18 protein-coding genes and 1 pseudogene are annotated in these 19,166 nt (G+C 71.2%); 15 read left to right on the top strand and 4 right to left on the bottom strand.

The window, feature by feature from the left end; genetic code table 11:
- Nucleotides 1-32 precede the first annotated feature (32 nt).
- Nucleotides 33-1,562 carry a multicopper oxidase family protein gene (locus tag ACFPFQ_RS46660; RefSeq protein WP_379629758.1) on the bottom strand — a complete coding sequence of 510 codons (1,530 nt, stop codon included), beginning with the start codon at nucleotides 1,560-1,562 and terminating at the stop codon, nucleotides 33-35.
- Nucleotides 1,563-1,873: 311 nt separating this feature from the next.
- On the opposite strand from ACFPFQ_RS46660, the pseudogene ACFPFQ_RS46665 reads away from it, so the two are divergent.
- The 10 genes and pseudogenes from ACFPFQ_RS46665 to ACFPFQ_RS46710 form a co-directional block, all read left to right on the top strand.
- Nucleotides 1,874-2,494 (top strand): annotated as a pseudogene (locus ACFPFQ_RS46665) (HAD-IC family P-type ATPase); the annotation flags it as partial.
- 229 nt (nucleotides 2,495-2,723) lie between these two features.
- On the top strand, nucleotides 2,724-2,966 hold the full coding sequence (locus ACFPFQ_RS46670; protein ID WP_379629759.1) for a DUF2933 domain-containing protein: 243 nt from the start codon (nucleotides 2,724-2,726) through the stop codon (nucleotides 2,964-2,966).
- A 57-nt stretch (nucleotides 2,967-3,023) separates the two neighbouring features.
- Nucleotides 3,024-3,293 (top strand): SHOCT domain-containing protein, encoded by a 270-nt coding sequence (locus ACFPFQ_RS46675; protein ID WP_379629760.1) that lies wholly within the window; start codon nucleotides 3,024-3,026, stop codon nucleotides 3,291-3,293.
- 340 nt (nucleotides 3,294-3,633) lie between these two features.
- A complete protein-coding gene (locus ACFPFQ_RS46680; protein ID WP_379629972.1) occupies nucleotides 3,634-3,696 on the top strand; it encodes a hypothetical protein in 63 nt (20 codons plus the stop codon).
- A gap of 87 nt (nucleotides 3,697-3,783) precedes the next feature.
- Nucleotides 3,784-6,204, top strand: a complete 2,421-nt coding sequence (locus ACFPFQ_RS46685; protein ID WP_379629761.1) for a heavy metal translocating P-type ATPase — start codon at nucleotides 3,784-3,786, stop codon at nucleotides 6,202-6,204.
- A 66-nt stretch (nucleotides 6,205-6,270) separates the two neighbouring features.
- Nucleotides 6,271-6,408, top strand: coding sequence for a hypothetical protein (locus tag ACFPFQ_RS46690; RefSeq protein WP_379629762.1), 138 nt, complete (start codon nucleotides 6,271-6,273; stop codon nucleotides 6,406-6,408).
- Between the two features lie 105 nt (nucleotides 6,409-6,513).
- The gene (locus tag ACFPFQ_RS46695) at nucleotides 6,514-7,476 is read left to right on the top strand and encodes a DMT family transporter (protein ID WP_379629763.1); all 963 of its coding nucleotides are present in this window, start codon (nucleotides 6,514-6,516) and stop codon (nucleotides 7,474-7,476) included.
- A 592-nt stretch (nucleotides 7,477-8,068) separates the two neighbouring features.
- Nucleotides 8,069-8,395, top strand: a complete 327-nt coding sequence (locus ACFPFQ_RS46700; protein WP_379629764.1) for a hypothetical protein — start codon at nucleotides 8,069-8,071, stop codon at nucleotides 8,393-8,395.
- Nucleotides 8,396-8,501: 106 nt separating this feature from the next.
- Nucleotides 8,502-9,605, top strand: a complete 1,104-nt coding sequence (locus ACFPFQ_RS46705) for a PLP-dependent cysteine synthase family protein (protein WP_379629765.1) — start codon at nucleotides 8,502-8,504, stop codon at nucleotides 9,603-9,605.
- Complete coding sequence (locus ACFPFQ_RS46710) at nucleotides 9,605-10,939, top strand: MFS transporter (protein WP_379629973.1); 1,335 nt, start codon at nucleotides 9,605-9,607, stop codon at nucleotides 10,937-10,939. The genes ACFPFQ_RS46705 and ACFPFQ_RS46710 overlap by 1 nt, the downstream gene beginning before the upstream one ends.
- Before the next feature lie 613 nt (nucleotides 10,940-11,552).
- Here the strand turns inward: ACFPFQ_RS46710 and ACFPFQ_RS46715 are convergent.
- Nucleotides 11,553-12,185, bottom strand: coding sequence for a TetR/AcrR family transcriptional regulator (locus tag ACFPFQ_RS46715; RefSeq protein ID WP_379629766.1), 633 nt, complete (start codon nucleotides 12,183-12,185; stop codon nucleotides 11,553-11,555).
- An 88-nt stretch (nucleotides 12,186-12,273) separates the two neighbouring features.
- Between ACFPFQ_RS46715 and ACFPFQ_RS46720 the strand changes: the two genes are divergently transcribed.
- Nucleotides 12,274-13,458, top strand: a complete 1,185-nt coding sequence (locus ACFPFQ_RS46720; protein ID WP_379629767.1) for a cytochrome P450 — start codon at nucleotides 12,274-12,276, stop codon at nucleotides 13,456-13,458.
- 5 nt (nucleotides 13,459-13,463) lie between these two features.
- Nucleotides 13,464-14,114, top strand: coding sequence for a class I SAM-dependent methyltransferase (locus ACFPFQ_RS46725; protein WP_379629974.1), 651 nt, complete (start codon nucleotides 13,464-13,466; stop codon nucleotides 14,112-14,114).
- Here the strand turns inward: ACFPFQ_RS46725 and ACFPFQ_RS46730 are convergent, their stop codons facing one another.
- Both ACFPFQ_RS46730 and ACFPFQ_RS46735 read right to left on the bottom strand, forming a co-directional pair.
- On the bottom strand, nucleotides 14,115-15,440 hold the full coding sequence (locus tag ACFPFQ_RS46730; RefSeq protein ID WP_379629768.1) for an MFS transporter: 1,326 nt from the start codon (nucleotides 15,438-15,440) through the stop codon (nucleotides 14,115-14,117).
- Nucleotides 15,437-16,843 (bottom strand): MBL fold metallo-hydrolase, encoded by a 1,407-nt coding sequence (locus ACFPFQ_RS46735; RefSeq protein WP_379629769.1) that lies wholly within the window; start codon nucleotides 16,841-16,843, stop codon nucleotides 15,437-15,439. Before ACFPFQ_RS46735 ends, ACFPFQ_RS46730 begins: the two co-directional genes overlap by 4 nt.
- 76 nt (nucleotides 16,844-16,919) lie before the next feature.
- Here ACFPFQ_RS46735 and ACFPFQ_RS46740 point away from each other — a divergent pair, with 76 nt between their 5' ends.
- From ACFPFQ_RS46740 to ACFPFQ_RS46750, 3 genes are all read left to right on the top strand, one after another.
- Nucleotides 16,920-17,585 (top strand): ArsR/SmtB family transcription factor, encoded by a 666-nt coding sequence (locus tag ACFPFQ_RS46740; protein ID WP_379629770.1) that lies wholly within the window; start codon nucleotides 16,920-16,922, stop codon nucleotides 17,583-17,585.
- Between the two features lie 87 nt (nucleotides 17,586-17,672).
- On the top strand, nucleotides 17,673-18,386 hold the full coding sequence (locus ACFPFQ_RS46745) for a TetR/AcrR family transcriptional regulator (protein WP_379629771.1): 714 nt from the start codon (nucleotides 17,673-17,675) through the stop codon (nucleotides 18,384-18,386).
- Between the two features lie 51 nt (nucleotides 18,387-18,437).
- Complete coding sequence (locus tag ACFPFQ_RS46750) at nucleotides 18,438-19,106, top strand: class I SAM-dependent methyltransferase (RefSeq protein WP_379629772.1); 669 nt, start codon at nucleotides 18,438-18,440, stop codon at nucleotides 19,104-19,106.
- Nucleotides 19,107-19,166 lie beyond the last annotated feature (60 nt).

A 19,166-nucleotide genomic window follows, 5' to 3' on the forward strand; every position in this document is an offset into this window, starting at 1 on the left:
ACGCTCCGCCAACGGGCGAGCCCATGCAGCGCCTACTCGAGGTAGGAGACGACCGTCATCATGCCGGCTTCACCGTGGTACACGTTGTGGCAATGCATCAGCCATTGACCCGCGTTGTCGGCGTCGAAGTCGACCTCGATCGTCTGCTTGGGGAGCACGATCGCGGTGTCCTTGCGCGGGCCGATGCCACCTGCTCCGCGAACCTGGAACGTGTGCCCGTGCAGGTGCATCGGATGGAACATCGTCGTGGTGTTCTCGAACCGCAGCCGCACCCGCTGCCCTTCCCGAACGGGTAGGCCTGCTGCGGGGTCGTAGGTCCGACCGTTGATCGTCCACGTGTACCCGGGTTCGGGTCCGCCGAGTTTCACGGCGTGCACGACATCGGGCTCGCGGGCCGTCAACGCCACCGGTTCAGCGGCAGGCAGATCGTTCACCTGGATCACCGGGCGTTTCAGCAACGCTTTCGCGGCCGTTGCCGCATCGGGGGCAGCGCCGAGTCCGGAGCGCAGTACCACCTGCGTGATCCCGTCCTTACCCTCGGCAAGACCCAGTAACGGCACCACCGCGTCCGGAATCTTGATCACCGCGTCGATGCGCTCGCCCATTCCGAGCAGGACCGCCTCGGCACTGGTGGGCACGACCGCGAAGCCGTCGGTGTGTGTGATGGTCATCGACGTGCCGGGCACACCGACCCGGAACGCGGTGTCGCCGGACGCGTTGATCATCCGGAGGCGCACCCGCTGCCCGGGGCGCACGTCAAGAGTGCGCGGGGCGTCGGCGGTGCGCCCGTTGGCCAGGTAGTGCGGGTAGACGACGTCCCCGGCGTCGCCGCCGAGCAGCTCCGAGCGCGGCATCGTCATCCCCCCGCTCCCACCGCCCATGTCCATACCGCTCATGTCCATACCGCCCATGCCGTTGGCCAGCAGACCGGCGAGCACCTGGTCGGGATTTCGTCCGGTGCCGTCGAGCCAGTCGTCGAACACCACGACCAACTCCTGGTCGTACCCACCCGCCTCGTCCGGGTCCTCGACGATCAACGGTGCGTAGAGACCCCGGTCGAGCTGCACACCGACATGGGGATGGAACCAGTAGGTGCCGGCGTCGGGCACCGTGAACGCGTAGTCGAACGACGCGCCCGGTGCGACCTCCGGCTGGGTCAGCACCGGAACTCCGTCCATGTCGTTGCGCAGCGCGAGCCCGTGCCAGTGCACCGTCGTCGGCTGGGGCAGCCCGTTCTGCAGCCGCACTCGCAGCAGGTCACCGCGGCGCACGCGGATCTCCCGGCCCGGCAGCTCACCACCGTAGGTCCACGTCGACACCCTCGCGGCTCCCAGGTCGACCTCGCCCGGCGTGGCCTTCAGCACGGCGTCGACGCTGCGCTGTCCCGGACGGCTACGCGCTTGCTCCAGCTGCGAGATCCGAGGGGAACCCGGCCCAACCAGTACGGGCGCCGCCGCCTTTCCTGTGGCGCAGCCGGCGAGGAGCGTCGCGCCGGCGCCGGCCGAGAGCGCCAGGAACCGTCGGCGGTCCAGCACCGGGCCCGGCGGAAGCTGTCGTGACATCCGGCTGTCCTTCCGTCATGACCTGGTCGAGCCAGGCGTCGCGCGATCCCGCGGGTATGCCCGGATCGGCACCCCACTACTACTGATCAGCGTAGTAGTAGTGGGGTGCCGATCGTTCGTCAGGTGTGGCTGCTCACGATGCTCGTCCGGTGCCGGTGCCGGTGCCGGTGCCGGTGCCGGTGCCGGCGTCGCCGACCGCGGCGCGGCGCCGAGCACGGCGCCGCCGGCCGGCAGCGAGGCCGTCGCCAACGGCGGGAGGAACGCCACGCCCATGATGACCAGCCCGATCATCATCGACCGGGCGGGGCCGAGCATCGGAGCACCCCATCGCCGCAGCCGTCACGGCCGGAGCCCGGGAGCGGATCGGAATCCTGCCCGCCGTCGAGGACTTCACCAACGTCGAGGGGCTCGGCGTACACGGTGTCGTCGACGGGCACGCCGTTCTCGTCGGGCGGCCCGCACTGATGGAGCAGTGGAGCCAGCCACTCAGCCCGGAGCTGGCCGCGGCGCAGACCGCCGCCGCAGCCCGCGAGCACACCGCGATCGCCGTCGCATGGGACGGCGCCGCGCGCGCCGTCCTCGCCGTCGCCGACACCGTCAAACCCACCTCGAAACAGGCCATCGCCCAGCTCCGGAAGCTCGGGCTCACCCCGGTACCGCTCACCGGCGACAACGCGACCGTCGCCCGGGCCGTCGCCGACGAGGTCGGCATCGACCAGGTCATCGCCGACGTGCTGCCCGTCGACAAACTCGACGTCGTCAAGCGACTGCAGGACGAGGGCAAGGTCGTCGCCATGGTCGGCGACGGCGTCAACGACGCCGCCGCACTCGCCCAGGCCGACCTCGGCATTTCCATGGGCACCGGCGCCGGCGAGGGTGCGCACACAACCGGAAAGTCGACGATGGCAAGCGGCGGCATGCCAGCCATGGCGGCGACCGGCGCCGAGCCCGACCGTCAGGTTGCCGAGGTCGGCTACGGCGAGTCCCCACCCCTCCTGTGTCGCCGCGGGCCGCGGCGGATGCCCCGCTGACCTGCAGCGGGGCCGCCAGGTCGGGCAGGAGGGGGCTTTCGGCCCGTGAAACGGGGGCCGTGGACCGGAGCGGCACCGAGCCGGCGCGGACACCATGAGTAGTAGTTCGGCCGTCAAGAGAGGTTCTGTGATGAAGCGTCATCTCCCGTTCTACGTCCTCGCCGCGGCGATCCTGCTCGTGGGGGTGATCGCGTTCGGCGTCCCGACATCGAGTCTGTGGATCGTCGGCTTCGTGGTGCTGTGCCCGCTGATGATGATCTTCATGATGGGCGGCATGCACGGCGGGGATGGCCACAGCGGGCAGGGCGGTGACGGCCCGGGCGGCGTCGACGTCACCAAGGACCACGATCGCCACTCGCGGCTGGGTCACTGACCCTCGACACGCGCTGACCGCTCGACAACAACCTGATCGACTGAAGGAGTGCTCGCGATGATGTGGTGGTACGGCAATGGCAACGGCATGGACGGTTGGGGCTACGGGCTGATGGCGGTGAGCATGGTGCTGTTCTGGGGGCTGGTCATCTACGGGGTGATAGCCATGGTCCGCTACCTCGGGCGCCAGGACCGCTCGGTGGCCGCGCGGCCCACCCCGGAGCAGGTGCTGGCCGAGCGGTTCGCGCACGGCCAGATCGACGAGCAGGAGTACCAGCAGCGGCTGGACGCGTTGCACGGCAGGCCCCGACCGCTCGTCAAGCCCTGAGCACCCCGAGTCGGCGTCGCGAGCACGCGGGCGACCGCCGCCAGTGATCAGTTGCTGGTCAGCAACGGGATTCCGCATCTCGGATGAGCGCCACGGATCACGACGCAGGAACGCGGCAACGGGCATGCCCCGCCTCGCTCCTGCGCAGCGCCGAGCCTGACGGGTCTTCGCCAGCCTTGCCTGTTCCCCTACCCGGTAAGGGTTTGCAGATATACCCAAGAGGGGTACGACAACGGAGGACTGGCGCGGGAGGCCGACATGGTGGGTTACGTCGACGGCAAGGACACGCTGCCCACCCGGCTGTGTCGGGTGGAGGGTCCAGGTGCGGGGTCTGCAGGGGATGGTGGACTCCGACACCTACTGCATCGACGTGCTGACCCCTCGCCCGCCCCGCGCGACATGAGAGTGAGCTCCGCGACCACCACGTCGTGAACCCGCCACCCGCCACCCTCGCCACAACCGACTACCCGCCGAGCACGAGGAGCCCCCGATGACCCCCACCGCCCAGACCGCCGTCCTGGAGGTGTCCGGGGTGCAGTGGGCCACCCAGAAGGCGACGGTGGAGGCCGTGCTCGGGCGCCGGCCGGGGGTGCGGGCGGTCGACGCCAACCCGGTCGCCCAGACCGCCACCATCAGCTACGACCCGGCCGAGACATCGGTGGCCGAGCTGGCCGGGTGGGTCCGCGACTGCGGCTACCACTGCGCGGGCCGGTCGGTGCCCTCCCACGTTTGCGACCCGCTGATCGAACCCACCGACCACACCGCACACATCGGCCACGATGCCCACTCCGGCCATGTCGCGGCGCCGGCTGCGGGGAACGAGCCTGCTCCGGAGGTGTCGCCGCACGAGATGATGGGCCACGGCGGGCACGGCTCGATGTCGATGGCCGCGATGGTCGCCGACATGCGCAACCGGTTCCTGCTCGCCGCGGTGTTGTCGGTGCCGGTGCTGCTGTGGTCCCCGATCGGACGGCAGGTGTTCGGGTTCACCGTGGCGGCACCGTTCGGGCTGCGCGATGACGTGTTCTCGCTGCTGCTGAGCCTGCCGGTGATCTTCTACTCGGCGTGGATCTTCTTCGACGGCGCGGTCCGTGCGCTACGGGCCCGGACCCTGGACATGATGGTGCTGGTCGCCGTCGGGGTGGGTGCGGGCTGGGTGTACTCGCTGGTGGTCACCCTGACCGGCGGCGGTGAGGTGTTCTACGAGGCGGCGACGGTGTTGACCGCGTTCGTGCTGCTCGGGCATTGGTTCGAGATGCGCGCCCGCGGCGGCGCCAACGACGCGGTGCGGGCGCTGTTGGAGTTGGCCCCACCGCACGCGGTGGTGCTGCGCGACGACGTCGAGGTCGAGGTGCCCACCGCCGAGGTGGTCACCGGTGACCTGCTCCTGGTGCGTCCCGGTTCGAAGATCGCGGTGGACGGAACGGTCGAGGACGGCGAGTCCGACGTCGACGAGTCCATGGTCACCGGGGAGAGCGTGCCGGTGCACAAGACCCCGGGCAGCGAGGTCATCGGTGCCACCATCAACACCGACGGCACGTTGAGGGTGCGGGCGACGAAGGTCGGCGCCGACAGCGCGCTGGCGCAGATCGTCGCGCTGGTGCAGCAGGCCCAGAATTCCAAGGCACCCGGGCAACGGTTGGCCGATCGGGCCGCTTTCTGGCTGGTCCTCGTCGCCCTGATCGGCGGCGGCGCCACGTTCGCGGCGTGGGCGCTGTTCTCCGGCAAGCCGCTCACCGCTGCGCTGCTGTTCGCGATCACCGTCGTGGTCGTGACCTGCCCCGACGCGCTCGGTCTCGCCACCCCCACTGCGATCATGGTCGGCACCGGGCTGGGGGCGCGGCGCGGGGTGCTGTTCAAGAACGCCACCGCGCTGGAAGCCTCCGCCGGGATCGACACCGTGGTGATGGACAAGACCGGGACCCTGACCAAGGGCGAACCTGAGGTCACCGACCTGCTCAGCCAGGGCATGGGCGACGGTGAGCTGCTGGGGTTGACCGCGGCGGTGGAGCGGGAGTCCGAACACCCCCTCGCCCGCGCGATCGTCGCGCACGCGCAGGACCACAACGCCGAGCGGCTGGCGGTGACCGGGTTCGAGAACGTGCCCGGCCACGGTGCGACCGCCACCGTCGACGGGCGCCGGGTCGCGGTCGGCAACCGCCGGCTGATGGACCGCGAAGGTGTCGAGCTCGGCGACCTGGCCGCCCGCCGCGAGGAACTCGCCGCGACCGGGCGGACTACCGTGCTGGTCGCCGTGGACGGCCGCCCGGCCGGGCTGTTCGCGCTGGCCGACGCCCCCCGACCCACCGCCGCCGCTGCGGTGGCCGCCCTGCACGAGATGGGTGTGCAGGTCGTCATGCTCACCGGTGACAACGACGCCACCGCGCGGCGCATCGCCGGTCCGCTCGGTATCGACACCGTGATCGCCGAGGTGCTGCCTGGTGACAAGGCCGCCCAGATCACCCGTCTGCAGCAGGACGGGCGGCGGGTGGCGATGGTGGGTGACGGGGTGAACGACGCACCCGCTCTGGCGCAGGCCGATCTGGGGATCGCGATCGGTGCCGGCACCGATGTCGCGATCGAGACTGCTGATGTCGTGCTGATGCGCTCGGACCCGCTCGATGTGCCCACGGCACTGCGGATCGGGCGCGGGACCCGGCGGAAGATGCGCCAGAACCTGGCCTGGGCCGTGGGCTACAACGCGATCGCGCTGCCCATTGCCGCGGGGGTGTTCGAACCCGCCTTCGGGCTGGTCCTGCGCCCCGAGATCGCCGCACTGTCCATGTCCGGGTCCAGCTTCCTCGTCGCGGTCAACGCGCTGCTGCTCAAACGACTCCAGCTACCCCGGCCACCCGCTCAACCCGACACCGCCCCGGTCACGCCCGCCGCCCGACCGACCACCGTCGGATAGCGGCGGGGGCTTGGCTGCAGGCGCCCGCAGCGCGGGAAGGACGGCAGCACCGGCGCCCTCGTCGTTGTGGCCGCGGCCGGAGTCACGTCGATCGGCTGGATGGCCGCGGTCAACTTCATGATCCGTTCAGACTTCAGGTGGGCGCTGCTCGGGCTCGCCGGCCTGTGGGTACTCGGACTGCTCGTGGCCCTGGCCGCACCATGACGCCACGTCGGCACTCTGCGGCGCGGTGCCGCGAATCGGGCAGGACGACGGGTCAAGGCCTCCCCAACCTGCGGCGCGGCCACTGCAACGACGGGTTGTGCCCTGATGGCCGGTGACGTGCGCCCGGGCACTGCGCGGGCGGCGACGCGGCCGTCGGTGCCCGCGATGCTGGCGGTGACCGCGGTGTGGGGTTTGTGCTTTGTCGGGATCCGGTGGGGCCTGCGGGACGCGCCGGTGCTGTGGTTCGCGGCGTTGCGGTCCGGGGTGGCGGGGCTCGCGCTGCTCGTCTACGGGACGGCGCAGCGGCGCCGGAGCCCGCGCACGCCGCAGGGCTGGGCGCTGGTCGGGGCCCTGGCTGTGACGAACTCCGGGATCGCCTTCGCGGCCATGTTCGCCGGAGTGGCCGGGCTGGCCGCGGGGGTGGCCGCGGTGCTGGCCAACGCCCAGCCGCTGCTCATCCTGCTCCCCGCATGGTGGCTCTACCGGGAGCCGGTGTCCGCACGCACCGCGGTCGCGCTGGGCGCCGGATTCGCCGGGCTGGTACTGGTGGCCGGGACGGGCGGCAGCGGCACCGGAGCGGTGCTGTCGCTGCTGGCCGCTGCCGCTATCACCGCGGGAACGTTGCTGTCGCGGCGGATCGGGACCCTCGACGTCGTAATGGTCAGCGGCTGGCATTTCCTGCTCGGCGGCGCTGGCCTGGCCGCGTTCGCCGCGATGGTGGAAGGAGCACCGCGGATCACCTGGACCCCACGGTTCGTCGCGATACTGGCGGTCCTTGCGCTGCTGGGCACGGCGTGGGCGTTCGTGGTGTGGTTCCGCGAAGCCCAGCGCTGCGAGCTCAGCGTCCTGAGCGCCTGGACGTTCCTGACACCGGTGTTCGGCATCGGCTTCGCCGTCGTGCTGCTCGGCGAGCGGCCCAGCGGCTGGACCGCCGCCGGTCTGGGCCTCGTGCTCGTTGCGCTGTGGTTCGTCTTGCGCCCTCGACCGGCCACTCCACCGCACCCGCCACCCGATCCGTCGTCCGAGCCCGGTCGTGCTGTGCCGGCGCGACCTCGGGCCGACGGATGACCGGCCCGGCCGGGTCGCTCCGGCCGTCACGTGCGGGTGACCGAGCAGACCGCGGTACGCCCGAGAGCCCTGCGGGATCCTGGGGTGGGCGGATACCGCTGGCCCCCTGTTCACCACACACCTCGCTGGGGCTGTGGGCGACCAGTTCGGGGCGGATCCGGGCCGGGTACGTGGCCTGGGCTCGTCGCTCCCCGCGCTGCTCCGCAGTGCGGGCGATGCGGTACATGCTCGACTGTGAGCACCGGTAGCGGCCTTCGTCGAGCTCACGCGCCTAGGCCTGCGGGATTGCCAGGTCCCGGTTGTCGCCGAGGCCAGCATCGCCAGGATCTGCCCGCGGTCCTCGTCGGTGATCGTCGATGGTGGTGACGGCGTGGGAGAATGCGGCCCGTGCAGCGGCCCCAGCGCCACGCCCGTCGGGTCGATGCGGCGGTAGTGGGTGGCCCGCTAGCGGCGGCAACACGCCCCGATCAGGTGATGCCGATGCCCAACGACGACTGATCGCACACTGTTACGTTCCACTACTGTGAGCAGTCGGGTCGGGCGAGATGCCGCACTGGGCGTGGCCCGGTTCGGGGCGCTGCTCGTCCAGGTCGTGCTGCTGCTGCTGGTCGTCGTGGTTCCAGGATGCCCAGCGACGGCGGATGCGAGCTCGGTGGCGGGCGTCGACTCGGTGGCGCTGCACGTTGATTCTCACGATTCGGGCGGGTGTGCGGGCGGTCGCGTAGACGATCTGGTCGCGATGACATCCCAGTCACGCACGCTCTTCACCCAGTTCTTCGAGTCTCGCGGCACTCCGGATGGAGATCGTCGCAACGATCTCGCGGGTCAGCTGCGGCTCACCAGTCTCGGAGTTCGACCGGGACAGGGACCTCGTGACGGGCAGGCAGTGCTGCTCCTCGTGAGTGTGCTTCGGACCTGAGCGGCTGAGCGCTGTCGCGCCAGTTGCGCGGCTGCGGATCTGACTGGCCGATCCAGCCCGGCCCCGCGTCTGCGCGGGCGCACACGAGGAAGACGCGAATCAATCCATGCCTTCACTGCTTGAGTCTTCGCCGACACCAGCCGACTCACCCCGAAGCCTGATCGGCGCGGTCGGTAACACCCCCGTTGTCTTCATCGACCAACCGTTCGCTCCCGCCGGCTGTGGCTTCTGGGCGAAACTGGAGAGCGCCAATCCTGGCGGAATGAAGGACCGCCCGGCTCTGCACATGATCGGCCGGGCGCGCGAACGTGGCCAGCTCAGGCCCGGTGCGCGCATCGTCGAGTCGACGAGCGGCACCCTCGGGCTGGGCCTCGCCCTCGCCGGCATCGCGTTCGGACACCCGGTCACGCTGGTCACCGATCCCGACATGGAGCCTCTTATGCAGCGCATGCTGCGGGCCTATGCCGCCGAGGTCGACGTCGTCGCGCGGCCGTGCCCCGGCGGAGGTTGGCAAGAGGCCCGGCGCCGGCGGGTCCACGAACTGCTGGCTGCCGAACCGGGCTCCTTCAGCCCCGACCAGTACCACAACCCCGACAACGCGGCGGCCTATGCGCCCTTGGCGCACGAGTTGCTCGCGCAACTCGGTCGCATCGACGTGCTGGTGTGCTCGGTCGGAACCGGAGGCCATTCCGCCGGCATCGCGAGCGTGCTGCGTCGCCATCTCCCGGATCTGCGGTTGATCGGGGTCGACACCATCGGATCCACAATCTTCGGCCAACGGCCCCGGCCGCGGCTGATGCGCGGACTGGGCTCGAGCATCTATCCACGAAACGTCGACTATGGCGCGTTCGACGAGGTGCATTGGATCGCTCCGGCAGAGGCCGTGTGGGCCTGCCGAGCTCTCGCCGCGTCCAGCTACACCAGTGGCGGCTGGAGCGTGGGCGCCGTCGGGCTCGTGGCCGGCTGGGTCGCCAGGACCCATTCCCGCGGGACCAGGATCGCGGCGATCTTCCCGGACGGACCGCAGCGCTATTTCGACACCATCTACAACGACGAGTACTGCCGCTCCCGGGGGCTGCTCGACGCGACGCCCGCCGACGAACCCGATCTGCTTGTCCATCCCACCCACCGTGAGGTGGATCGATGGACCAGGTGTGGGTCCGTGATCGATCCGCTGCTCAGCGGTTCGCGGGCGGGGACGATCGGCTGATGCACGTCCTGGCCCAGTACCGGTCGTTTCCCCGACCGGTGCGGCTCTTGTTGCTCAACCAACTCACCATCAACATCGGTTTCTACATGCTGGTGCCCTACCTCGCCGCGCATCTGTCGGAGGATCTCGGTCTTGTCACGTGGCTGGTGGGTCTGGTCCTGGGTGTGCGCAACTTCGCGCAGCAGGGCATGTTCCTCCTCGGCGGGAGCCTGGCCGACCGGTTCGGATACAAGCCGCTCATCGTCGCCGGATGTGCGCTGCGGACCATCGGATTCGGCCTGCTGGGCGTGGTGGACTCGCTCCCGGCGCTGATCGCGGCTTCGGCCGCGACGGGGTTCGCCGGGGCCCTGTTCAACCCTGCTGTCCGCGCCTATCTCGCCGCCGACGCCGGTGACCGCCGGGTGGAAGCGTTCGCGCTGTTCAGCGTCTTCTATCAGGCGGGAATCCTGCTCGGTCCGCTCATCGGACTCGCATTGACCGGGGTGGCGTTCTCGCTCACCTGCGCGGTTGCCTCGGGGGTGTTCGCAGTGCTGACGGTGCTGCAGATCCGGGCGCTTCCACAGCGGACGGGAACTGATGACAGCAGCGGCGGCTCATTGCTGGCGCAATGGCGCACTGTCGCCTCGAACCGACCCTTCGTGCTCTTCTCGCTGGCGATGATCGGGTCCTACGTGCTGTCGTTCCAGGTGTACCTCGCGCTCCCGCTGCAGGCGCGTCTCGTCACCACCTCCGATCTTGGAGCGAGTGCCGCCGTCGCGGCGGTGTTCGCGGTGTCCGGGCTCGTCACGATCCTCGGTCAACTGCGCATCACCGCGTGGTGCCGACATCGTTGGGGTGCTGGACGGTCCATGACCATGGGACTGGTCGCGCTCGGCGTCGCGTTCGTCCCGCTCCTCATCGGCGAATCGCTGCCGATGGACCCGACGAGCACAACAGCCACTGTCGTCGGGGTCTGCGCTCTGATCGCCGCGGCGGCCATCCTTGCACTCGGAACGGCAATCGTCTTCCCGTTCGAGATGGACACGATCGTCTCCCTGTCCGGTAATCGCCTGGTCGCGACGCACTACGGCCTGTACAACACCGTCTGCGGCGTGGGGATCCTCGTCGGCAACCTCGCCACCGGGTGGGCCCTCGATCTTGCCCGGTCCCGCGGCCTCAGCGCCCTGCCGTGGCTGGCGCTGATCGGTCTGGGAATCCTCTGTGCTGTCGCGTTGCGGTCGCTTCGCGCGCGCCGCTTGCTTCCGCCCGAACCGGAACTGGCGCGGCGGGGCGGGCGCCACCGCGCACCGAGCTCGCGTCGCGACCACGCGGCCAGTAGGGCTGCCCCGCCGTAGCCATTGATCTCGATCATCGACGAGTACGCACCCCCGCGAGGCACGAGACCGTCGCGGATCTACCGAGCTGGCCGGGCGAGGCGACTCCACCTGCTTATCTGCGATAGCACCGGGAGTGACTCGTGGGCACCGTCCACCACCTCGACGTCGGTATGGCCGGATCGACGCTCTCCAGCCCGGTCGACGACTTCCTCGCCGAGGTGCCCAACGCGAACAACGCCCGCGCCTACGGCATCGCGCTGCGAGCGCTGATTGCCGAACTCGACGCGGGCACGCCCGTGGCGGTGCTGGACGAGGAGGCGACCGCCGACCGGATCGGCACCTGGTTCTCCCGCCGGTGGGACAAGTCCGCCAACGCCACGGTCAACGCCCGGCTGGACGAGTTGCGCGCGGGCCGACCGATGAGGGCCCCGGCGCGGGAGTGCATGCTTCGGCCGCCGTCGCGGACTGCCTGCTCACTGCATTCGAAGCCTACGAGACAGCGCCCTCGTGAGCGCTATCCACGCCCGGTTCACCGCACCGTCGGGCTGGACCGGTGTTCCTCACCGACCGCCGCGCTCGGGGCGAAGCTGCACACTGCCCCACAAGCCGGTCCGGTTGGGACCGGGCTCGCTCAGTGTCCGAGTGACCGGGTCGCTGCGGGGTCGGTCTGGGCGGCGTGGATGACGCCGTGGACGGCGCGGGCGATGCGGTCGGCGGCGTGTTGGGGGTCGGGTTGGCCGGTGTCGAGCCAGGCGATCACGGCTTCGATGGTGAGCGTGGGGATCAGGCGGGCTGCCCAGTCCAGCCAGGGGCCGTCGGGGATCTGTGCGGCGAGGTTGTCGCGGGCGACGTCGGTGGCGGTGGCGGTGAGTCCGTCGGTGAGGTCACGGAAGTCGGGTTCGCGGGCGGCGTAGCGGAACAGCAGTCGGAACGCGTCGGGGTCGGCGGCCGCGGCGTGCAGCAGGGCCGGGATGGAGTGTTCGTCGAAGTTGTCGCCGCCGACACTGTTCTCGAGCCGGTGGCATGCCCGGTCGAGGACGGCCCGGTACATGTCGGCCTTGGAGTCGAAGTGCCGGTAGAGCAGGAAGCGGGTGATCCCGGCTTCGGCGGCGACGTCGTCGAGGCTGGTGGCGGTGAACCCGGCGCGGGCGAACGCACGGGTGGCGGCGTCGAGGATCTGTTCGCGCCGGTCGGCCCGGCGCAGCCGCCGCACCGGTGCCGCCGCGCTCGTCACCGGATGTTCGGTGCGGCCTTCGTCGCTCATCTACGCCTACCCCTCTTGTTGACTGTGGAGTCTACAAGTAGCTTGTGCACATCAAAGTCTATAAAACGCTGTGCACTAGGAGGTCGTCATGATGCGTGCCGTGCAGGTGCCGCAGTTGCCGTTCGAGCAGCCGTCGCCATTGCAGGCGCCTGCGCTGCTGCGTGGGCTGCAGGCGGCGGGCCCGATCCATCGGGTCCGGACGGCGGTGGGGGATGAGGCGTGGCTGGTGACCGGCTACGAGCAGGTGCGTCAGTTGCTCGACGACGAGCGTCTCGGCCGGGCGCACCCCGATCCGGGGAGTGCGGCCCGGACTGGGGAATCGGCGCTGTTCGGCGGGCCGATGGGTGATTTCGAGACCGAGCACACCGACCACGCCCGGATGCGGTCGCTGCTGCAGTCGCACTTCTCCCCGAAACGGATGCGTGAGCTGCGCCCGCGGGTGGAGGCGCTCACCGCGACGTTGCTGGATGAGCTGGCGCAGCAGGGGCCGCCGGCCGACTTGAACGAGGCGTTGGCGCTGCCGTTGCCGATCGCGGTGATCTGCGAGCTGCTCGGTGTGCCCTACGAGGACCGGGCACGGTTCCGGGCCTGGACACAGGCGGCCGCCGATGTACGGGACCGGTCGCGCTCGGAGCGGGGACTGGCCGAGCTGTTCGGCTACGGCCAGGGGCTGGTGGCGCGCAAGCGCCGCGAGCCGGGCGAGGACGTCATCTCCCGGCTGAGCCAGACCGAGGGTGTCGGCGACGTCGAGGCGGCGGCGATGGGCATGTTCCTGCTGTTCGCCGGGCACGAGACCACTGTGGTCTCGATCGGCACCGGTGCGGTGCAGTTGCTGACCAACCCGGACCAGTGGCATGCCCTGGGCGAGGAACCCACCCGGATCGAGGCGGCGGTGGAGGAGATCCTGCGCACCCGCAGCACCGGCGGAGGCGGCATCCCCCGCTACGCCCGGACCGACCTGGACATCGCCGGACAGACCGTCCGCGCCGGCGAGCTGGTCCTGCTCGACACCGGCGCCGCCAACCACGACGCGGCGGTCTTCCCGGACCCGGACCGGTTCGAGGTCGCCCGCGACGGCGCCCGGCACGTCAGCTTCGGGCACGGCGCCCGCTTCTGCATCGGCGCGCCGCTGGCCCGGATCGAGCTGCATGCCGTGTTCGCCCAGCTCATCCCGCGTTTCCCGGGCATGCGCCTGGCCGTGGGGGTGGAGGGGCTGCGGTTCAACACTGCGACACTGACCGGTGGGCTGCTCGAGCTCCCGGTCACCTGGTGAGCACAATGACGGCCGTGGAGCATCCGGTGTTCGCGCGGCTGTATCCGCGGATGGCGCGGGCGATGGACGAGGGTGGCCTCGTCGAGCACCGCCGCCGGCTGCTGGCCGGCCTCGCCGGTGAGGTGATCGAGATCGGCGCCGGCCCGGGCGGGAACTTCCCGCACTACCCGCCGGAGGTCACCGCCGTGCTGGCCGTGGAACCGGAACCACGGCTGCGCGCGATCGCCGAGCGCGCGGCGGCGCAAGCGCCGGTTCCGGTCGAGGTCGTCGACGGGTTGGCCGAGCGCCTGCCCATCCCCGACCACAGCGTGGACGCTGCGGTCTTCTGTCTGGTGCTGTGCTCGGTCCCCGACCCTGTCGCGGCGTTGGCGGGGGCGCGGCGGGTGCTGCGACCGGGTGGCCGGCTGCGCGTGCTGGAACATGGGCGCGCCGACGGGCATCCCGTGCTGGCGCGGGTGCAGCGGCTGATGGACGCCACGTTCTGGCCGGCGCTGGCGGGTGGTTGTCACACCGGCCGCGACCCCATCGCGGCGATCGAGCGGGCTGGTTTCACCGTGGACCGGGTGGAGCGGTTCATGTTCCCGGCGGCACGGACCCCGTTCTCGTTCCACCTCCTCGCCACCGCCCACTCTGGCCCCGATCCGCTCGCTGAGTGATCAGTTCCGCGGCGTAGTCCCGTCCGGCTTGCTCCGCGTCGCTCGTGATCGGCCGGCTCCGGTGTGGGTTTCGTACATGCGCACGGCGACCGCGATTCCGGACGCGGCGGTCAGCGCGGCGACCGCCCACACCGCGGCGGGGAGGCCGTAGGCGTCGGCGATCAGACCGGCGACCAGGGCGCCGACGACGAAGCCGCCGTCGCGCCAGAGCCGGTAGACGCCCACCGCGCGGGCCCGCCAGGCCGGGTGGGCGACGTCGCCGATCGTGGCCAGCAGGGTCGGGTAGACCATCGCGGTGCCCGCGCCGAGCAGCGCGACGGCAACCACCCACACCGGGAACGAGCCGCCGAGGGCGACGAGTGCGAGGGCGGCGGCCTGTAGGAGTTGGCCGCCCACGATGAGGGGTTTGCGGCCGGTGCGATCGGACAGTGCACCGGTGACCAACTGCCCGAACCCCCACACGGCCGGGTAGAGCGCAGCGAGCACGCCGAGCTGCGCGATCGGCAGCCCAGCGGTGGCGAACAGCAGCGGGAACAGTCCCCAGGCCAGCCCGTCCATCAGGTTGTTGACCATCCCGGCGTGGCTGGCCGCGGACATGGCCGGTTCGCGGAAGCTGGTCTGGGCGAGGATCTGCCGGCTGCTGAGGTCGGCGTGCAGGTGGGCGTGCCGCCCGTCCGCGTGGCCGACATGGTTGGCTGCTTCCAGCCGGGCGTGGTCGCGGGTCTCGCGCACGATCAGGGTGGACAGGCCGAGACCGAGGGCGGCGTAGGCGATGCCGAGGAAGAACGGCTCGGGCCGCAGACCGTGCCGGGCGGCGATGTAGCCGGTGGCCAACGCGGTGGCCGCGACGGCGACGTACCCGGCGGCCTCGTTGAGGCCCATCGCCAGGCCGCGCCGCGCGGGCCCGGCCAGGTCGATCTTCATCACCACGGTGGTCGACCAGGTCAGGCCCTGGTTGAGCCCGAGCAGCACGTTCGCCGCGATGACCCAGCCCCAGCTGGGTGCCCAGATCAGCAGCAGCGGGACCGGGAGCGCGAGCAGCCAGCCGGCGACCAGCACCGGCTTGCGCCCGTAGCGGTCCGACAGCGTCCCGGCCACGTAGTTCGCCACGGCTTTGGTGGCGCCGAAGGCGAGGATGAAGGTCAGCACTCCGGTGTAGGCGGTGAGCCCGAACTCCTCGCGGGCCAGCAGCGGCAGCACCAGCCGTTCCTGCCCGTACATGCCCCCGACCAGCGCGTTCACGGCGACGAGCAGCACGAACTGGGACAGATTTTCGCGCAATCCCAGCCGCAACGCCCGCTGCGCGCGCCCGGTACTGCTGCTCACGAACCCGTCTCCAGATGCCGCCCGGTCGCCTGCATCCAGTCGGCGGGTCCGCCCACGAGGACGGCCAGGTCGTGGTGGCCGGCGCGTTCGAGCACGCTGGCCGCACCCGCGGCGCGTTCCCCGTGCCCGCACATCAGCACGGTCGGCGCAACGGTCAGCTCGGTCAGCCCGTGCGCGGCCTGGGCGAGGGAGCCGAGTTCGATGTGCCGCGCCTGGGGCAGGTGCCCGCTGGTGAACTCGGTGTCCTGGCGGACGTCGAGCACCCGGTGCTGCTCGCCGATCTCTTCCGGGCGCAGCAGCCGGGTGCTGGCGGTGGCTCGTCCCGCGGCCCTCCACGCATCGATCCCGCCGGCGAGCTCGCCCACGACCTGCTCGACGCCGATGTTCACCGCCTGCCACACCAGCTCGGCGATGTCCTGATCAGGGTTGCGCACGACAACGATCGGCGCGTCGGCGGGGACGAGCCACCCGAGCCAGGTGGCGAACTGCGCGCGCAGCGGGATCGACAGCGCCCCGGGGATGTGGGCGCGGGCGTAGTCGCGCACCGGCCGGGCGTCCACCACCACAGCACCCTCGGCGCTCAGCTGTGCGACCGTGGAGACCGGCAACTCGGCGAGCCGCCCGGTCGTTGCGGCGTCGAGCACCGCAGGCCCGCCGCGGTTGATCTCGGCCAGCTGCAGGAAGTACGGCGGGAAACTGCCCAGCGACCCGAGCAGTTGCGCTACGAAGTGGTCCTCGTCGGCGATGCCCAGCAGCGGGTTGGTGGCCAGCTCCCGGCCGATCGTGGAGGTCCGCGCGGCGCCGGGCGGGGCCGAGCAGAACGAGCCCGCCCCGTGTGTCGGCCACACCGCCGTCTCGGCGGGCAGCCCGGCCAGCCGTCGTAGCGAGCCGAACTGAGCACGGGCCAGCTCCTGCGCACGGTCGGCTCCGAGCAGGTCGGTGCGCGCCGCCGAACCCACGATCAACGACCCGCCGGTGAACACCCCGGCCGGACTGGCCCCGTCGCGCAGCAGGAACGAGAGGTGCTCGTCGGTGTGCCCGGGCGTGCCGATCGCGCACAGCGTGAGCCCACCGACGTCGACCTCGTCCCCGTCACCCAGCCCGCGATGGGCGAACCGGCGACCACCGGCCGCCGAGGCCAGCACGACCGCACCGTCGTCGTGGCCCAGTTGCACCGCACCGGACAGGAAGTCGGCGTGCAGGTGGGTGTCGGCGGCGAACCGGATCCGCAACCCCGCCTTCCCCGCAGCCGCGCGCACCGCCCGCAGATCCCGTGGCGGATCCACCACCAGCGCCGCCCCGTCACCGAGGTCAACGAGGTAGCAGGAGTTGCCCAACCCCTCGTCGACGATCGCCGCCAGCTCGATGCCGCCGGTGTTCTCGGCCGTGGTGTTGTCGCTCATGCCGTCCTCCCAGTCGGGGTCTGGCGCCCCGCCCCACCCCTCTCCTACACTGTTCCATGGGATATTGGAGGAGTCCATGGGTGACGCGGGACGCAAGACGGAACTGTTCGAGCAGCTGGCCCGGGTGGGCAAGGCGCTGGGCAGCGGGAAGCGCCTGGAATTGCTGGACCTGCTCGCTCAGGGGCCGCGCAGCGTCGCCGACCTCGCCGTCACCGCCGGGCTGGGGCTGACGACGGCATCCGCGCACCTGCAGACGCTGCGCCAGGCCGGGCTGGTCGCCACGACGCGGGACGGCACGACGATCCGGTACCGGCTGCACGACGACGACGTCGCCGCGCTGTACGCGCAGCTGCGCACTGTCGCGGCCGCGCACCTGCCCGACGTCGAGGTCGCTCGCCGCGGCTATCTGGGCGCGGCCGACACCGAGGAGATCGGTCGTGCGGAGCTGCTGCGCCGCGCCCACGCCGGCGAGGTGGTAGTGCTCGACGTGCGCCCCACCCCTGAGTTCGTCGCCGGACACATCCCCGGCGCGGTCTCCATCCCGGTCGACGAGCTGCCCGACCGGCTGGCCGAGCTACCCGCCGAGGTCCAGGTGGTGGCCTACTGCCGCGGCGCCTACTGCGTGTTCGCCCACGACGCGGTCCGGCTGCTCACCGCCCGCGGCCGGCGTGCGGTGCGCCTGGCCGAGGGCATGCTCGAATGGCGACTGGCCGGCGAACCGGTCGCCACCGACGCAGCCTGACAACCTCCACTCGCGGAGCAACGATCGACCAGGCGTTGGTGCCACCCCTACATTGACTGACTAGGTCAGTCAACGTAGGATGGCGTGGTGCCCCGCCCGATACCCGCCGGTCGTCTCGCCTCGCTGATCGAGGCTGGGACGGCGGTGTTCGTCGCCCAGGGCTACCGCCGCGCGCAGATGCAGGACGTGGCCGACGCCCTTGGCGTGGCGAAGGGGACGGTGTACGGGGCGGTCGCGGGGAAGGATGCGCTGCTGCTCGCGTGCATCCGTTATGCCGACGGCCTGGCCCCACTGCCCGAACCCGAGGCGTGGCCGTTGCCCGCTCCCACCGACGGTGAGCTGGTCACCGTCGTCGCGCAGCGCCTCGGTGAGGTGGCCGACCTTCAGCTGTTCCGCATCGCCGCCCGCCCACAACCGGACCCGGCGGTCGCGGAGATCACCTCGATCGTCACCGATCTGATGGCCCGCCTCACCCGGCACCGACGGGCGATCAAGCTGGTCGACCGGTGCGCCCCCGAGATCGACGACCTCGCGCAGCTGTGGTTCGGCACCGGACGCGCGCGCCTGGTCGAACAGCTACGCGACTACCTGGTCCGGCGCGCCGAGCAGGGACTGCTCCGGCCATCCCCCGCCTTCGACGTCCTCGCCCGCACCGTCGTGGAGACCTGCGTGCTGTGGGCGGTGCACCGGCACTGGGACCCCGCTCCGCTGCCCTTCCACACCACCCAGCCCGAGGACGTCATCACCGCCACGCTCGCCGAGCTGTTCGCCGCTGCTCTGGCCACGGACCGGGACAGCTGAGGTCCGCGCCCGCACCACCCCGCACCATCACCGACTTCACGGGAGATTCCGATGGCTCGCCAATGCCCCGTTGAACACCGACCGGGCCTGCTCGGGCGCGTCCTGTCCGCACAGGCCGCGCACCCACGAGGCGTGCTGGGCCACGCCATGGGTCGGATCTGGGTGACCGAGACCGCAGCGGCCAACGACAAGGCGCTCACCCTGCTCGCCGCCGCACCCCGGGAGCGGGTGCTGGAGATCGGGTTCGGACCCGGCCGGGCCATCCTCCAGCTTGCCGCGGCCGGTGCCCACGTCACCGGCATCGACGCCTCCCCGGTGATGCTCACCCAGGCCCGCCGCCGCAACGCCGCCGCCATCCGCGCCGAGCAGGTGCAGCTGCTCACCGGCCACGCCGATGCGCTACCCCTGCCCGACGCCGCGGTCGACGCCGTCCTGGCCGTGCACAGTGTCTACTTCTGGGCCGACCTCGCCGCCGGTCTCCGCGAGACCCACCGCGTATTGGCCCCCGGCGGCCGTGTCGTGATCGCCTTCCGAGCCGCCGAGCACGGCCTGCCCCGACGGTTCGACCCAGCCGTCTACCGGGTCCCGACCACCCGCGGGATCCAGCAGGCGCTCGACGCCGCGGGCTTCGACACCAGCGCCGTGGAACGTGACCCCCAAGGGGTCACCTACGCCCTCGCCTACACGAGCAGCGACAGCGCACCCGCGCACGGCAGCTGAGCAATGCGGCGAGCCGGCGCCGCATGCCCCTGCCGCACCGGATCGGCCGGTACCACGCCT

Source organism: Pseudonocardia sp. GCM10023141 (genome assembly GCF_042653605.1).

What these genes read in the sequence shown, in the direction of transcription:
- ACFPFQ_RS46660 (WP_379629758.1), bottom strand. Translation starts at nt 1,562, where the DNA reads ATGTCACGACAGCTTCCGCCGGGCCCGGTGCTGGACCGCCGACGGTTC.
- ACFPFQ_RS46670 (WP_379629759.1), top strand. Translation starts at nt 2,724, where the DNA reads ATGAAGCGTCATCTCCCGTTCTACGTCCTCGCCGCGGCGATCCTGCTC.
- ACFPFQ_RS46675 (WP_379629760.1), top strand. Translation starts at nt 3,024, where the DNA reads ATGATGTGGTGGTACGGCAATGGCAACGGCATGGACGGTTGGGGCTAC.
- ACFPFQ_RS46685 (WP_379629761.1), top strand. Translation starts at nt 3,784, where the DNA reads ATGACCCCCACCGCCCAGACCGCCGTCCTGGAGGTGTCCGGGGTGCAG.
- ACFPFQ_RS46695 (WP_379629763.1), top strand. Translation starts at nt 6,514, where the DNA reads ATGGCCGGTGACGTGCGCCCGGGCACTGCGCGGGCGGCGACGCGGCCG.
- ACFPFQ_RS46705 (WP_379629765.1), top strand. Translation starts at nt 8,502, where the DNA reads ATGCCTTCACTGCTTGAGTCTTCGCCGACACCAGCCGACTCACCCCGA.
- ACFPFQ_RS46710 (WP_379629973.1), top strand. Translation starts at nt 9,605, where the DNA reads ATGCACGTCCTGGCCCAGTACCGGTCGTTTCCCCGACCGGTGCGGCTC.
- ACFPFQ_RS46715 (WP_379629766.1), bottom strand. Translation starts at nt 12,185, where the DNA reads ATGAGCGACGAAGGCCGCACCGAACATCCGGTGACGAGCGCGGCGGCA.
- ACFPFQ_RS46720 (WP_379629767.1), top strand. Translation starts at nt 12,274, where the DNA reads ATGATGCGTGCCGTGCAGGTGCCGCAGTTGCCGTTCGAGCAGCCGTCG.
- ACFPFQ_RS46725 (WP_379629974.1), top strand. Translation starts at nt 13,464, where the DNA reads ATGACGGCCGTGGAGCATCCGGTGTTCGCGCGGCTGTATCCGCGGATG.
- ACFPFQ_RS46735 (WP_379629769.1), bottom strand. Translation starts at nt 16,843, where the DNA reads ATGAGCGACAACACCACGGCCGAGAACACCGGCGGCATCGAGCTGGCG.
- ACFPFQ_RS46740 (WP_379629770.1), top strand. Translation starts at nt 16,920, where the DNA reads ATGGGTGACGCGGGACGCAAGACGGAACTGTTCGAGCAGCTGGCCCGG.
- ACFPFQ_RS46750 (WP_379629772.1), top strand. Translation starts at nt 18,438, where the DNA reads ATGGCTCGCCAATGCCCCGTTGAACACCGACCGGGCCTGCTCGGGCGC.